Source organism: Spirosoma areae, assembly GCF_054781775.1.
In genome coordinates, this window is sequence record NZ_BAAGTT010000010.1 from 184,995 (window position 1) to 200,440 (window position 15,446).

Genomic DNA, 15,446 nt, shown 5'->3' on the forward strand with positions numbered 1-15,446 from the left:
AAAAATCTATTTTGTTACACTGTGCAAAGCTATTCATGTTGATGACTATTCCAACTCGCAGTTGGCTGAAAATGAACAGTTTTATTCTCAGTTCCAGGCCTTGACTTCAGGCGGCCGCCGGTCTGTATATCCGTAAAAATGCTTACTCGATTGAAACACAATCTGGCCCTTGGCCAGCCTCCGTTGAGGTCGACGCCGTGATTATGAGCACCCTGCTGTTTACGCCTTGCAGGATGGTGAAAACGGCAGGAAATTTTTCTGTTCAGGAAGTACTTAGTTAACGAAAAAACGGGTTACACATCCGCGCCCGGCTCATCTAAGGAAGAGAATAACAAATGCCTGACAAACTTCAGGAGTTTGTCCTGATTGCCAGATTGCCCAAAGTCGGTTAAGGAGGGGAGATTCTGCATGAAAAACGTTTGATAATGGGCCGTTTCAATGAGTGAACTGGCTCTTGACCGGGCATACGGGTAAGTGGGGCGGTAGGCTAAAATTAGATCGGCAATGCGCCCACAAAGGTCTTTATAGGGCTTGAACAATTGTTGCCGGTTGTCTTCCGTAACATGATGCGTCAGGTAAGCCTTGCTGGCTTCCCGAATAACGATGCTGTGTAAGGCCCGCACGTCGATGTCGTCGTTCAGTACATTGTCGAGGTCGATTAGCAGCAGCAACCGAAGCAGGCGCTCTAACTTCTCGCGTGGGTCAGCGAGGTTGTTGGTTTGAAAAACAAGCTGAAAATCGAGCCATTGCCAATACCAGGCCACTAAATACACCAGCAGCCGGTGCTTATTCTCGAAGTACCGGTAAATGCTGGCTTCTTTTGTGCCCATGCGCTCGGCCAGTTTCCGGAACGTGGCCTCTTCAAAACCAATCTCATCGAATAGGGAGATGCTCTGCCGGATAATCCGTCGCCCCAGTTCAGACCCCTCGGGGTCGCGCAGAAACAGCCGCTCATTCATGCGGACATGTATCGAATAGTCCATTTGTCCTGTCCGTAAACCTCTTAACAAAAATTCATGGGCAAAGTAAACATACTACCGTGAATAAAAGTTATGTTTGCAAAAAAGATAGTAAAACTATCATTATTGTATATAAAGCTATCATGGCCTCTCTACAACTTATAGATGTTCCTCCCTCGCCCCTGCAACGGCTGATTCGGTTGCTGGTAAATGAGAAAAAAGATATTGGTTACATTTACTTATACGCTCTGGTTACGGGCCTGATTAGCCTGTCGTTGCCGCTTGGTGTTCAGGCGGTGTTCAACCTGGTATCGGGCGGGTTAGTGTTCAGTTCCGTCTATCTGCTAATTGGCCTGGTGATTCTGGGCGTGCTGGCAACGGGTCTGTTGCTGGTGGCGCAGATGGGGCTGGTTGAAGTGCTTCAGCAGCGTATTTTTGCGAAGGCCGCTTTTGAGTTTACCTATCGGCTGCCGCGTATTCAGCCAGATGCACTGTCGGGCTATTATCCGCCCGAACTGATGAACCGCTTTTTTGATGTGCTCACAATCCAGAAGGGGTTGCCCAAGTTACTAATCGACCTGACAGCGGCTGGCGTACAGATTGTCTTCGGGCTTGTTCTCCTCTCGGCCTATCACCCCATTTTTGTTGGATTCGGGGCGTTAATTATCCTCGCTATCCTGTTGATTTGCCGGATTTACGGTCCGAGTGGCATCCGCACGAGCCTGAAGGAGTCGACCTATAAGTACAAAGTGGTTGCCTGGCTCGAAGAGATGGCCCGCGACCTGCCAGCCTACCGCCACCAGCCCGACACACTCGAGCCAATTGATACTATGGACGCCCTGACTGCTCAATATAGCACGTACCGTAATCAGCATTTTAAGGTTCTGAAACGATTCTTTTACAGTGGTGTCGCTTTTAAAACCGTTGTGACAGGTGGCCTGCTGATTTTAGGTACAGTATTGGTCGTGGGCCGGCAAATGTCGTTGGGGCAGTTTGTATCCGCCGAACTGATTATTGTGCTCATTACTGGTTCGGTCGATAAACTTATGTCGGGCATCGATACCGTATTTGACCTGCTCACTGCCGTTGAAAAAATTGGCTACATAACGGATATGCCGTTAACTAATGATGAATGATGAACGATTGTTTTTTTGTAAAATCATTCATCATTCATCATTCATCATTCATCATTCATCATTCATCATTCATCATTCCTGTTGGATGCTTAATCTGTCAAATCATCGCGTAAACGAAGAATTGTTTGAGCGATACCCGCTTAAAACACTTCGCGCCCTGCCGTCGTCGGATGGAGGGCGGAACCTGGGACGCTGGCTGCTGTTTTTTCTGGTGGCAGGCCTGGTCGGCATGGTTCTGCCCTGGCAGCAGAACATCAATGGCGTAGGAAGCATTACGGCCCTTACCCCCCAGGACCGGCCGCAAACCATTCAGAATGTAATACCGGGGCGAATTGAACAGTGGGCCGTGAAAGATGGTGATTTCGTTAGAAAAGGCGATACGATTCTGGTAATTTCAGACACCAAAGACGACTATTTCGACCCGAATCTGCCCCAGCGGTTGAGTGAGCAGTTTACAGCCAAACAAGGTAGTCTGGAAGCGACCAATGCCAAAATCAGGGCGCTGGATGGTCAGATACGGGCTTTGAAAACGGGAGTAGGTATAAAACTATCTGCGGTTCGCAATAAGGTTCGGCAGGGTGAGTTTAAAGTTGCTGCCGATGAAGCGGACCTGATTGCGGTTCGGAAAAACTACCAGATTGCCCTCGACCGGCTCAACCGTTTCGAAAAAGGCTATGCGAATGGTCTGTTTTCGCTTACTGACCTTGAAGCCCGGCGGCTGAAGGTGCAGGAAGATAACGCAAAAGTGATTTCGCAGGAAGCCAAACTAAATGTATCGCGGCAGGAGTTGGTCAACGCGCAGTTAGACCTGGGCACTGTACAGGCTGACTTTCAGGAAAAACTGGCTAAAACGCAGTCAGACCGCAGTTCGGCAGTCTCGTACCGGGCCGAAGCAGATGGTGAAATCGCCAAACTGTCCAACAAAATGAGCAGCGTGGATGTCCGGCGCGGGTTATACGTTGTACGTGCTCCCCAGAATGGCTACGTCGTGCGTCCCGCCAAAGCGGGCATTGGTGAACTTATTAAAGAAGGGGAATCCATTGCCACGCTGCAACCCGCCCGTCCACAACTGGCTGTGGAACTGTTTGTTCGGGCCATGGACGTGCCGCTTATCCAGCCGGGCCGAATTGTACGGCTTCAGTTCGATGGCTGGCCCGCCATTCAGTTTGCGGGCTGGCCCACGGTATCGGTGGGCACGTTTGGTGGCCGCGTAGCCGTTATCGACGCCGTGAGCAGCCCAAACGGAACGTACCGGCTGCTGGTCCAACCCGTTATCCAGCCCGGCGATCAGCCCTGGCCTACGCAGTTACGGGTCGGGTCGGGCGTATACGGCTGGGTCATGCTCGACGATGTGCCGGTTTGGTACGAAATCTGGCGGCAGCTCAACGGGTTTCCACCGAGCCTGCATCAGGAACCTAACGACGAGAAAGGAGCGAAGAAATGAGGCAGTTGGTGTATCGTTTGTGGTTTGGCATGTGTGGCTGGCTGGTGTCTATATCCGCCTTTCCGTGGTCTGTGTCCTCGCAACCTACGCCCACAACAGAACCTGACACAGCCGTTTTTTCGGCATCGGTATTTTATGAGTTAATCCGACAGCATCACCCAATGGTGAAACAGGCCGATTTGTTCGGCGAAGAAGCCCGTCAGGTGCTGGTGCAGGCGCGGGGTGCCTTCGACCCTAAACTTGTGTCGACTTATGACCGGAAAGAATTTGGCAATGATTTATATTATGACCACTGGCAGAACAAATTGGTTGTACCACTCTGGCCGGGTGGCATCGACCTCAACGTATCGTATGACCGAAACAATGGCCAGTTCATCAATCCTGAAGAGCGAACCCCTTCGTCGGGCCTGGCCGGGGTGGGCATTAGCATACCCGTAGGACAGAGTTTGCTCGTTGATGCCCGGCGTACTGCCATCCGGCAGGCGCGGTTAGCGCAGAATCTGGCCGAGGCCGACCGGCTGAAGCTGGTCAATAAAACCCTGTTCGATGCCGCCAAAGCCTATTGGGAGTGGTTCCTGGCTCATCGGCAGCGGCAACTGTTAACCGATGGCTACAACCTGGCCAGCCGTCGGTTTGTGGCTCTGCGCGAACGGGCGTTACTCGGCGATGCAGCTATTATCGACACCACCGAAGCACTCATTACGGTGCAGGATCGCCTGATGCAGCTACAACAGGCTAAGGTGGAAGAACAAAATGCCCGGTTGTATGTCAGCACGTTTCTCTGGAACCAGAACGCACAACCCGTCCAACTGCCCGCGCGGGTTCTTCCGCAGGAGCCAACGATCATCATGCCTGCCGACAGTATGCTCCAGACCCTGCTCAGCCAGGCCGCTGCCCAGCACCCCGACTTGCTGAAGCTGGCGGTAAAAAATCAGCAGCTAACGGTAGAAGAACGATTCCGGCGGGCCATGATTCAGCCCCAGATCAGGCTCAATGCCAATTTGTTAAGCGAAACGCCAACGGTCGATGCGGGCTATAGCTGGAGTAGTTACTATGCCTTTCGTTCGCAAAATCATAAGATTGGGGTGGATTTCGTGTTGCCCTTGTTTTTGCGGAAGGAGCGCGGCAAACTCCGCGAAGTGCAGGTAAAAAGTCAGCAGGTGGCGCTGGAGCAGCAGCAAACGAGCCGTATACTTGCCAATATGGTACAGGCGGCTTACAATCAACTCCAAACGCTGGCCGGGCAAATGGCTGTGCAGCAGCAAACGATTCAGAATCAGCAGAAGCTGCTGCGGGCCGAACAGCAGAAATTTGAGTTGGGCGAGAGTTCGCTGTTCCTGATCAACGCCCGTGAAACCAAATTAATCGACCTGCAACTGAAAGGAGAGGAGTTGAAAACGAAATACCAGAAAGCCGTTGCCGAGTTGTATTTTGTCGCCGGAACGACCTTGTAACGGTTTAGGCTTTATCCGTATATTGCATCAAATAAGCCATGGTATGATACCGGTCGAGGAGAAACGCAAGCCCCAAAAAACAGCCCTGACACCCGAACAGCGTCGGCAGCGGCAACGTTTGCTGAGCCAGCTCGTCTACGAAATGGAGGACGAAAAGCCCGTTTACTACGCTGGCTATCGGGATGTATTGAATGGACTAAAGGAACCGGAGGAAATTATGGGGGCAAGCTACCTGCAAAGTTATTTAATTGAAATTATTCAGGAGTTTCTGTTCACACATCCGTTACGGAAACAATTTCGGATTCTGGCCAGTGAAGTAGGGGTTCAGATTGGGAAGAAAAAATGGCGTTCCTGTGATATTGCTCTCTATGATAAAGTGCGGCTGAAGGACGTTCCTATAGCGAATAAATATATGCCGGTTGCCCCTGATTACGTCATCGAAATTGACACCAAAGCCGACCTAACGAAGTACCAGTACCAACACGATTATTTCATTAAAAAGACCCGCGAACTCCACGAATTTGGGGTTAAAAAAGTAATCTGGATTTTTACGGAGAACATTCCGGTCATTTGGGAGTCTGAATCGGCCGATGCGATTGTGATTCGGGATGGCTGGAGTCATGATGTCACAATTACCGAAGGAATGACGTTTAATCTGGCAACCTTATATGCCAAAGCTCAGGCAACCTGATTAAGAATTTAATGCCATCAGTAACTCACTGATCATCATGGCCGTAGCGCCCCAAACGCGGTGCTCCTGAATCTGATAAAACGGCGCATCGACCACCATACCCCGCACTTCAATCTGACTGTCGCCAACGATGGTTTCGTCCAGAAGCGTCTCTAAGTTCACCTCCACAATGGCTTCAACCTCACGGGGATCAGGGTAAAAATCCGGGCGATAGGGTAACAGACCCACCACGGGTTGCACGTAGAAATTACTTGGTGGAATAAATAATTCGGTCAGCAGGCCCAGCACCTTCACATCCGACACCCGGATACCCACTTCTTCCTGGGCTTCGCGCAGGGCCGTGCGGGTCAGGTTTTCGTCGATACGCTCCATGCGTCCGCCGGGGAAGGCCATCTGTCCGGCATGAACGCCATCGTATTGAGGACGCAAAATCAGGGGCAGGTAAATGGAGTTTTGATACGGATAAAAACAAATCAACACCGCCGACCGGCGCGTTCGCTCATTGGGCTTGATACCCAGCCGATACCGAGCCGCCGACGCCATTTTCTGGTGGGCCGTTTCGCCCGGTAATGGTTTCTGCAAGCGTCGGCGCAGATCTTCAGTAAAGCTATGAAACGAGGTGTCGATCACTGAATCTATTGTTCCATGTTCCATCTTTCAAGTTCAATGGTAGAATCCAGACCGAAAGCTGGCACGGCTGGAACTTGAAACATTGAACTTGAAACCTGAAATATTTATTTATATAACTTAACTAATTCCTCAGCGCATCGTTCACCGTCCATAGCCGCCGACACAATGCCGCCCGCGTAGCCCGCTCCCTCGCCACATGGAAACAGCCGCCGAAGCTCAACGTGTTCGCAGGTGTCGCGGTCGCGCGGGATCCGAACCGGCGACGACGTTCGGCTTTCTACGCCAATTATCTGCCCGTCGTTGCTCAGATAGCCGCGCATTTTCCGCCCGAATTCCCGCAACCCCTGCCGAAGCGGTTGGGTAATATGGTCGGGCAGCACATCAGCCATATCGACTGATGCCAGGCCCGGCTGGTACGAGGTCGGCAGTAATTGGCCCGACACACGACCATCCACAAAGTCGGCAACGCGCTGAGCCGGAGCCGTTTGCGACGCTTCGACCTGTTGGCTGTTGCCCATCCGGCAAGCCCAGCGTTCGAGGTCCTGCTGCAGGGCTAATCCGGCCAGCGGTCCCTCGTCGGCATAAGGGTGCAAATCATTGTCGGCAATGGCTACAACCAGGCCCGAATTGGCATAGAGCGAGTTCCGGCGCGAGGGCGACATGCCATTCACGACCAGTTCGCCCGGCGCGGTTGCCGATGGAACGATAAACCCACCCGGACACATACAAAACGAAAAAACGCCACGTTCTACCCCTTTGAAACGAGTTTGGGCTACCAAACTATACGAAGCAGCCGGTAAATACTCACCCCGGTTTGGCCGGTGATATTGAAACTGGTCAATCAACGACTGCTGGTGCTCAATGCGAACGCCCATGGCGAAAGGTTTGGCTTCGATGCGAATCTGGCGGTTGTGAAGCAGGTAAAAAATATCGCGTGCCGAGTGGCCCGTTGCCAGAATAACCCCAATGCCGGTCAGTTCGTCGCCATTGGCCAGCACCACGCCTTTTAATGCTTGTTGGCCAGCTATGGTCCCGGTCAGCATCAGGTCCGAAACTTTGGTATCGAACCGAACCTCACCCCCGGACTTCAGGATGGTTTCGCGCAGGTCGGCCACCACGTTGGGGAGTTTGTTGGTGCCAATGTGCGGGTGAGCATCCACCAGAATCTGCTCCGTAGCGCCGTGTGCCACAAAGATTTCCAGAATTCGCCGGACATCGCCCCGCTTGGTTGAGCGGGTGTAGAGCTTGCCATCGGAGTAGGTGCCGGCTCCGCCCTCGCCAAAGCAATAGTTCGATTCAGGGTTAACGATATGATCTTTGTTGATAGCGGCCAAATCGCGTCGGCGGGTGCGAACATTGCTGCCCCGTTCGAGCACGATGGGTTTTATACCCAATTCAATCAACCGAAGGGCTGCGAATAAACCTGCCGGGCCAGCCCCCACGACAATAGCCTGCGGTGCCCGGCTAACGTCGGTCTGCGGTTTGTGGTACTGGATGAGCGGGGGCGGAGTATCGCCCGCATAAATATCGGCTTCGACCTGCACGCGCACCTGCCGGTTGCGGGCGTCGAGGGACTGACGCCGTTTCCGCACCACTATGTCGTCGGTATCGGGTAAGGAAAAAAGGTTGATCACATGCGACCGGAAAGCTGAGTCGTCAAGTGCCAGTTCGGGCGGGAGCGTAAGGGAAAGCTGGTGAATCATCGTTCAATCCATAACAGGCGGGCATCAATTTGGGTTCTGTAGCGTGGTGCTGCGGCATACCGACCGCTGATCCGCGTAGCCGTAGGTTAATGATTTTCAGCTACAACGTAGCCTGCGGCTATGCGGATCAGCGGTCGGTATGCCGCACCACCACGCTACGAGCGTTACAGTAGATTTTGCCTTAAATGTGCTATCTGAAATATCAGGCAAGAAAAAATAATATGAAGTTTACGCTATTCGGTATCCTACTGGCAGTTAGTCAACTCACATTGGCTCAGTCAGCGACTAAGCAGCCCAAAGGTGAAATGCCCTGGTCGCAGCGAATGGTGGCCACCATCATGACCACTAATGCCGATTCGATTGCCTACGTGAAAGAAGGGAAAGATGCCCATTGGGAATATGAAATGGGGGTTATTCTCCAGGCTATCGAGCAGGTTTGGTACCGCACCGCCGACGATCGCTATTTTCAGTACATCCAGAAAAATATGGACCGGTATGTAACGGCCGATGGCGGCATCCGAACCTACACTATGGATGACTACAATATTGATTTTGTTACGCCCGGCCGGTCCCTGCTGATGCTTTCGCAGCAATCTCTGCCGGGCAACGCAAAATACCGGAAAGCCGCCGATCTGCTCCGCAGGCAACTTGCCCAGCAGCCCCGCACGAAGGAGGGCGGTTTCTGGCACAAAAAACGCTATCCTAATCAAATGTGGCTCGATGGCCTGTACATGGCCGAGCCATTCTACGCCGAATATGCCCGCGTATATGGACGGGCCGCCGGTGCGGATATAAACGATTTCGATGACATTACGAACCAGTTTGTGTGGATGGAAAAACACGCCCGCGATGAGAAAACGGGGTTGCTCTATCACGCCTGGGACGAAAGCAGGGCGCAAAGATGGGCCAATAAGCAAACCGGTAAATCGCCGAATTTCTGGAGCCGGGCGATGGGCTGGTATGTGATGGCGTTGGTCGATGTACTCGACTACATGCCACCGTCGTATCCGCGCCGGGGCGAGTTGGTTTCGATTCTGCAACGGACGGCCCCTGCCCTTGTGAAGTATCAGGACCCCAAATCAGGTTGCTGGTATCAGGTCACCGACCGCCTGGGCGACAAAGGAAATTACCTCGAAGCGTCGGGAACGGGTATGTTTGTCTATGCCATTGCCAAAGGGGTTCGCCTGGGCTACCTGCCTGCTTCATTGCTGCCAGCCGCCCGCAAAGGCTACGATGGAATGCTGAAGAATTTTATTACAACGGACGAAAAAGGGCTGATTCACTTAGAAAAAACGGTGCTTGTGGGTGGTTTGGGTGGAGAACCGTACCGCGATGGCAGCTACGAATATTACCTCAGCGAACCCCTCCGTCAGGACGATTTGAAAGGCGTAGGGCCGTTCATTATGGCCAGCGTGGAAATGGAAATTGCCGATGAGAACAGCCTTGCAAAAGGAAAAACAGTGGCCGTCGACAACTACTTCAACCACGAATTTCGGAAAGGGATAACGGGTGAGCAGGAGCTATTTCATTACACCTGGGACGACCGGCTGCATTCGGGTTTTCTTTGGTGGGGTACCATTTTCAGGAACCTGGGCGCTAAAACAGCTACCGTATCCGGTGCGCCAACGGCGGCTTCGCTCAACGGCGTGGATGTCTATATCCTTGTTGACCCCGACACGCCCAAAGAAACGACAAACCCCAATTACATCAACGAGACCGACATCAAGGCCATTGCCGACTGGGTGCAGGCGGGTGGTACGCTCATGCTGATGGCTAACGACACGGCGAACTGCGAACACAGGCAGTTCAATCAGTTAGCGGCCCGGTTTGGGATGCAGTTTCTGCCCAAAAACCGCAACATGGTGCAGGGAACTCAGTGGGAACAGGGGAAAATAAGCATCCCGCCCAATACGGCTGTTTTTCCGAAAACCCGAACGGTTTACATCAAAGAACTGGCTCCAATTGAGGTAAAAGCTCCCGCTAAAGCTGTCGTGACCGACGCAGGCGATGTGATTATGGCGGTTGCCCGTGTAGGCAAAGGAAGGGTTTGTGCTGTGGGCGATCCCTGGCTCTATAACGAGTACGTAGATGGACGCCGGATTCCCGCTCAGTACGAAAATTTCCGGGCGGCTAAAGAACTGGCTGCCTGGCTGCTGACGCAGGGGAAGTAAAGGGCAAAAAGTTTACAGATGGCTGACGCGAAAGTACCCATGCGTCAGCCAGCTATAAACTATAAACTTGTTCCATTCTCACGCAGGGAAACAGATTCCCTGTAGATTGGTCCATCCCAGATCGGGGTTTTCCAGGTTGCATAACACGAACCGCTTGATGGCCGTGAATGACCCCATATCTTCATCGCCATTGATGAGAATGCCGCCCGCCAGAATGAAGTATGGATCTGTTACATTTAATTATTGAACACATTTCCACAAGGCTCTAACCAGGTTTGAATCATCGGATCTTTTTCGTATACTATCTAAAATTACTACGATTAAAACGAAGCAATTCTGTCTTCGAGATGCCCACTTGCTCTTTAGTTTCGGAAGCTTGGACCGTTCAACACGATAGACCTCTATGACTTTCCATTTAAAGAGTCGAGTTTTCCGCTCCGGTGGCCCGGGTTTTCCTATAGGCTACTAAGTCATTGAAGTACGTATTCATACTGGATTTTGAGTATTCTTTCCAGTAGCATACGCGATTTGGCAAAGCGACCTAACTATCCATCTAACGCGCGGTTTTGGTATTTCTAAACCGATAAATAGCCAGGTTTGGCTCTAGATCGTCAAGTGTAACTTTCATGTCCTTAAGTTGTCCGTCGGCAAGATCATACACCCAGCCATGCACCTTGATATCCTGACTCCCAAACAGACGCTTTTGCACAAACGATAGCTTCATCACATTCAGACACTGCTCCCGTACATTCAACTCGACCAGCCGCCGATGTATGGCTTCAGAGTCTTCAAGGGCGTCAAGCTCATCGCGATGCATACGATACACGTCCTGTATGTTACGTAGCCAGGTATTCATATAGCCAAAATCATCGTGGGTGGTAGCTGCTTTAACGCCACCGCATCCATAATGTCCGCAGACGATGACGTGCTTAACCATCAAATTCTCGACTGCATACTGCAACACTGCCAGCGAGCTAATATCGTTGTTGGGTACCAGATTGGCGATATTTCGATGGATAAATACCTCTCCTGGCTTGGTACCCATGAAAGCGTCTGGCGATACCCGGCTATCAGAGCAGCCAATGTAAAGAAATTCGGGGGCTTGGCTTTTAGCCATTACTGAGAAATAGTCGGGATCGAGTTGCAACTGCTGCTGCACCCATTCTTTGTTATGACTGAACACCTGATCGTACAAACTCATAAGCTCTTCTTGTTTTTAGTTCAAAAGTAATTCGTACCAAAGGACTTTCCTCAATGGTTTACCTAAAAATATTGGAGAAAGGTCATCTTTAGGCACATAGTGGGCAAATGCATCCATGCCGGTTGAGCCAACAAACGGAAATCGGTTTAATTCCCCAGTATAAATGAACCGATAGAGTCGTGTTTCGGATACTGAGAACAGTTAATATCGTCGCTGCAAATACCATCGACCATCAAAACCTGACTAAACTCCATGCTCAGTTGCTCTTTTATATACTTATTGATTCGGCGGATGCCCTCAGTGGTGGAAATCGCATTGGAATAATGTGCCTGGACAATGTCTAAGTATTCGCTTGGTTTCGCTGCGTTTGTTTTCATCGTGAAACAAGGCTGAGTAATGAACTGATTTAAGGGATTTATGTACCTGAATGCAAGGCGATACTTATCATTTGCAGAATGCGTAAATGCTGGGCGAACGACCGTGTTGCCCGGCAAATTGACAAAAAATCAGTACTTTGCCAACAAGCCCCATCATTTTCGGTTAACCTCCTATGCAAGCCCCTTCCCTAACTCCGCCCCGAAATAAGGTAGACTCGTTTGAGTCGCCCGACTTCTACTGTCTTGATGATCTGCTCACGGCTGAACATAAACTGGTTCGTTCGGCTGTTCGCACGTTTGTCAAACGTGAGATTACACCCATCGTCGAAGAGTGCGCCCAACGGGGTGAATTTCCCCGGCAACTCGTCAAAAAATTTGGGCAGATTGGCGCATTTGGCGCTACTATTCCGACTGAATATGGCGGGGGCGGATTAGACCAGATTTCGTATGGCCTGATGACGCAGGAAATTGAACGGGGCGACTCCGGGATGCGTTCGTGCGTGTCGGTGCAGAACTCCTTAGTGATGTACCCCATACTGACTTTCGGGTCGGAGAAACAGAAGAACTATTATTTGCCCAAACTCGCTAAAGGCGAACTACTCGGCTGCTTCGGCCTGACCGAACCCAATCATGGGTCTGACCCCGGTGGTATGGAAACCAACTTCATCGAACGCAGCGACTACTATCTGCTCAATGGCTCGAAACTCTGGATTACCAATGCCAACATTGCCGACATTGCCATTGTCTGGGCCAGAAATGATCAGGGTAAAGTGAAGGGATTGATTGTGGAGCGCGGCATGGATGGATTCACCACCGCCGAGATTAACAACAAATGGTCGCTGCGGGCCAGCAGCACGGGCGAACTGGTTTTTCGGGACGTACAGATTCCGAAAGAGAACATTCTGCCCGGCACGTTTGGGCTCAAAAGTGCGCTCAAGTGCTTAGAGCAGGCGCGGTATGGCATTAGCTGGGGGGCGTTGGGGGCGGCTATGGAGTGCTACGAAGTAGCCCGCCGGTATTCCCTCGAACGCATCCAGTTCAACAAACCGATAGCCAGTTTTCAACTGGTGCAGAAAAAATTAGCCGAAATGCTCACCGACATTACCCAGGCGCAACTGTTGTGCTGGCGGCTCGGTACGCTTAAAAACGAAGATAGGGCCACCACCGCCCAGATTTCGCTGGCCAAGCGAAACAACGTGGAGGTAGCGCTGCGTATCGCCCGGGAAGCCCGCCAGATTCTGGGCGCAATGGGTATTTCGGGCGAATATCCCATCATGCGCCACCTGATGAACCTCGAATCGGTTAGCACCTACGAAGGCACCCACGATATTCAACTGCTGATTCTGGGCGCAGAAATTACGGGCATCCCGGCCTTTAAGTAGTGGGTCAGCCGGATGTGTTGACATCGCATCTGTTTGAGTGAGTGGGGGTTAGGTACTTACCCCCAACATCTCTGAAAAAGTGTGTTTTTATCATGCCGACGGAGGGAGGAGTGGTAAAAACACACTCAAATTAAGCCTTAAAGAGTCCTCTTAAGCACGAACTAAATTCTCCAGATAATGCGCCCGGATTTCTTCGGCCAGTGTTTGCATGAGCTGGAGCATGAAGTCGGGTTGCTCAATGGTTACCGACTTACCATACATAAGCAGCCAGCGGGCAAGGCCCTCCGGGTAAGGCGTCTGGAACTGCATTCGGACAAAATCCCCTGCCTCTTCTTCGCTCTGAAAACCATACGCATATTTCTGTTCCTGCATGAAACGTGCTACTGATTTTTGAAACAGAACGGTGGCCGCCACAACGGGCATATCATTCTTGCCCAGCCGGTCGAGGTATTCCCGTAGCGACAGCCGCTCCCGACGGGAGAAGTGCTGCCCAGTGTTGGTAAGGTGGCGAATGCGGTCAACGCGAAAGTCGCGGTAGTCCTGGCGAGTCCGGCAGAAAGCAATCAGGTGCCAGCCCATGCGGTAATGATACAGCCCAACCGGTTCAACTTCGCGCTCGGTTTCGGCATTGTTGTATTGCGAATGGTACTGAATGGCAAGCACAAGCTGCTGAGCAATAGCCTGTTGGATGTCGTTGAGAAGGCTATCGGAATAGGGTGTCCGGAAGGCAGGCCTGGCGACATCTATGTGAGACTCCAGGTCATTCAGGTGTTCCTGATCAGCTTTTTTCAGCACCGATCTTATCTTGAATAAAGCCGACTCAAACTCGGTCCGCACCGACTCGTCGGCCCATTTTTCGATGAGTTTGCCACCCAGCAGCAGCGAACTGGCTTCAGCGTTGGTAAACATCACGGGGGGTAGGTGATAGTCTGTCAGGAAATACCCGATACCGGCCTCGGCGCCAATCGGGACGCCCGCTTCCTCCAGCGACCGAACATCGCGGTAAATGGTTCGCAGACTGATACCAAAGCGGTCGGCCAGTTCCTGGGCACGCACCACGCGCTTGGTTTGCAGGTGAATCAGAATGGCGGTCAGGCGGTCGAGACGGTTCATGGGAGACGTTCAGGGAAAGGGATTTGCAAATTAAAACGCTTCGGTTGAACAAGCGGGCCTTTTTTGGTGTAGAATGGCTAACAAACGTCCAACTGCTATGAATACAGCCCAACTCAAAAACAATACCCACCATCACCGTTTTGAATTAGAAACCGATGGCAAACTGTCTATCGTCGCCTACCAGAACGTCGATGATGAAACCCTCGCGCTTGTTCATACCGAAGTAGACCCCAGTCTGGAAGGGCAGGGCGTTGGCTCGCAACTGGTGGAAGCTGTTTTAACCTTTGCTGAACAGAATAACCTGAAAATTGTGCCACTCTGCCCGTTTGTAACCGCCTACCTGAAACGCCACCCCGACTGGAACCGGGTTGTATCGACAGCCTATACGGCTACTGGATTCTAATTGTCCAGGGTTCAGGGTCCAGGTTCCAAAGGCGCCAATAGCCTGGCTGGAACCTGGACCCTGAACCCTGAGACAATGAATGACTACTTCTGCGGTTTTGGCTCGTGCAGGGGCGAAATGCGGTCTCGCTTCGTGACCCATCGCCAGAGATCAGTGGCTAAGGCGGGGTAAATACTGATCCCAATACTGTAATAAGCGCCGTTGAAATTCTGGTCAATATCGGTCTGGAAAATCGACAGCCGGTAGCCCATCTGGGCACTTAGCCCGACCCAGCGGGTGGCTTTCCATTGGGCATATAGGCCAGCCTGCAACGGCACAAAAAAACTCCGATGGCTGCGGTCAATGGGAAGATCCTGACTCAGGTTGACCGGAAGGGCATAAGCCACGCCACCCCCAACTTCGAGCGGTATGCTAACCTTCCAGCGTTTATTGTTGGTCAGGTTATACCAGTAGAGCAGGTTCAGGTACCATAAATCGGTGCGGGTGTAGTAGTTGAGGTTAATGCGCCGGGCAGCGTCGCGTCGCCAGTCAATCAGGCGCAGATAAGTAGCGTAACTAATCCAGTAATACCCCAGTGTCAGTTGATGTCGTTTAGGGCCATATTCAATACCAGTATTGACACCCAGTACATTAACCCGCTGACGGTCAAGAAATGAATCCCGAAAGTCAAGATTAAAGGCTGGTTTTATCTTCGGACGTGCATACCGGGTCGTATCTGCCTGGACAAGTGAATCAGGCTGACCCGTCAGGAGTGATAATGCGAGTAGGTATCCAGCAATCAT

General features: G+C 51.7%; 14 protein-coding genes. 7 read left to right on the top strand and 7 right to left on the bottom strand.

What is annotated here, in order from left to right:
• Window positions 1-293: 293 nt before the first annotated feature.
• Window positions 294-983, bottom strand: a complete 690-nt coding sequence (locus tag ACYVI1_RS04425) for a TetR/AcrR family transcriptional regulator (RefSeq protein ID WP_460907107.1) — start codon at window positions 981-983, stop codon at window positions 294-296.
• Between the two features lie 119 nt (window positions 984-1,102).
• Between ACYVI1_RS04425 and ACYVI1_RS04430 the strand changes: the two genes are divergently transcribed.
• The 4 genes from ACYVI1_RS04430 (at window position 1,103) to ACYVI1_RS04445 (ending at window position 5,684) form a co-directional block, all read left to right on the top strand.
• Window positions 1,103-2,095, top strand: a complete 993-nt coding sequence (locus ACYVI1_RS04430; protein WP_460907109.1) for an ATP-binding cassette domain-containing protein — start codon at window positions 1,103-1,105, stop codon at window positions 2,093-2,095.
• 85 nt (window positions 2,096-2,180) lie between these two features.
• Window positions 2,181-3,539: an HlyD family secretion protein gene (locus ACYVI1_RS04435; protein WP_460907112.1), complete on the top strand. Its 1,359-nt coding sequence runs from the start codon at window positions 2,181-2,183 to the stop codon at window positions 3,537-3,539.
• Window positions 3,540-3,610: 71 nt separating this feature from the next.
• A complete protein-coding gene (locus ACYVI1_RS04440; RefSeq protein ID WP_460907114.1) occupies window positions 3,611-4,993 on the top strand; it encodes a TolC family protein in 1,383 nt (460 codons plus the stop codon).
• Window positions 4,994-5,036: 43 nt separating this feature from the next.
• A complete protein-coding gene (locus ACYVI1_RS04445; protein WP_460907116.1) occupies window positions 5,037-5,684 on the top strand; it encodes a hypothetical protein in 648 nt (215 codons plus the stop codon).
• On the opposite strand, the gene ACYVI1_RS04450 is transcribed toward ACYVI1_RS04445, so the two are convergent.
• Together ACYVI1_RS04450 and ACYVI1_RS04455 are read right to left on the bottom strand one after the other, a co-directional pair.
• Entirely contained in the window at window positions 5,685-6,314 is a 630-nt protein-coding gene (locus tag ACYVI1_RS04450; protein ID WP_460907484.1) for an NUDIX hydrolase, read from the bottom strand. It abuts the gene before it with no gap.
• Window positions 6,315-6,418: 104 nt separating this feature from the next.
• Window positions 6,419-8,017, bottom strand: coding sequence for an NAD(P)/FAD-dependent oxidoreductase (locus ACYVI1_RS04455; protein ID WP_460907118.1), 1,599 nt, complete (start codon window positions 8,015-8,017; stop codon window positions 6,419-6,421).
• 221 nt (window positions 8,018-8,238) lie between these two features.
• Here ACYVI1_RS04455 and ACYVI1_RS04460 point away from each other — a divergent pair, with 221 nt between their 5' ends.
• Window positions 8,239-10,188 carry a glycoside hydrolase family 88 protein gene (locus tag ACYVI1_RS04460; RefSeq protein WP_460907120.1) on the top strand — a complete coding sequence of 650 codons (1,950 nt, stop codon included), beginning with the start codon at window positions 8,239-8,241 and terminating at the stop codon, window positions 10,186-10,188.
• Between the two features lie 553 nt (window positions 10,189-10,741).
• Here ACYVI1_RS04460 and ACYVI1_RS04465 read toward each other — a convergent pair.
• Window positions 10,742-11,389 carry a carbonic anhydrase gene (locus ACYVI1_RS04465; RefSeq protein ID WP_460907122.1) on the bottom strand — a complete coding sequence of 216 codons (648 nt, stop codon included), beginning with the start codon at window positions 11,387-11,389 and terminating at the stop codon, window positions 10,742-10,744.
• 146 nt (window positions 11,390-11,535) lie between these two features.
• Entirely contained in the window at window positions 11,536-11,766 is a 231-nt protein-coding gene (locus ACYVI1_RS04470) for a hypothetical protein (protein ID WP_460907124.1), read from the bottom strand.
• Between the two features lie 173 nt (window positions 11,767-11,939).
• Between ACYVI1_RS04470 and ACYVI1_RS04475 the strand changes: the two genes are divergently transcribed.
• Window positions 11,940-13,148: an acyl-CoA dehydrogenase family protein gene (locus ACYVI1_RS04475; RefSeq protein WP_460907126.1), complete on the top strand. Its 1,209-nt coding sequence runs from the start codon at window positions 11,940-11,942 to the stop codon at window positions 13,146-13,148.
• 150 nt (window positions 13,149-13,298) lie between these two features.
• On the opposite strand, the gene ACYVI1_RS04480 is transcribed toward ACYVI1_RS04475, so the two are convergent.
• The gene (locus tag ACYVI1_RS04480; RefSeq protein WP_460907129.1) at window positions 13,299-14,261 is read right to left on the bottom strand and encodes a helix-turn-helix transcriptional regulator; all 963 of its coding nucleotides are present in this window, start codon (window positions 14,259-14,261) and stop codon (window positions 13,299-13,301) included.
• A 97-nt stretch (window positions 14,262-14,358) separates the two neighbouring features.
• Between ACYVI1_RS04480 and ACYVI1_RS04485 the strand changes: the two genes are divergently transcribed.
• Entirely contained in the window at window positions 14,359-14,664 is a 306-nt protein-coding gene (locus ACYVI1_RS04485) for a GNAT family N-acetyltransferase (protein WP_460907132.1), read from the top strand.
• Between the two features lie 83 nt (window positions 14,665-14,747).
• On the opposite strand, the gene ACYVI1_RS04490 is transcribed toward ACYVI1_RS04485, so the two are convergent.
• Window positions 14,748-15,446 carry a hypothetical protein gene (locus ACYVI1_RS04490; RefSeq protein WP_460907134.1) on the bottom strand — a complete coding sequence of 233 codons (699 nt, stop codon included), beginning with the start codon at window positions 15,444-15,446 and terminating at the stop codon, window positions 14,748-14,750.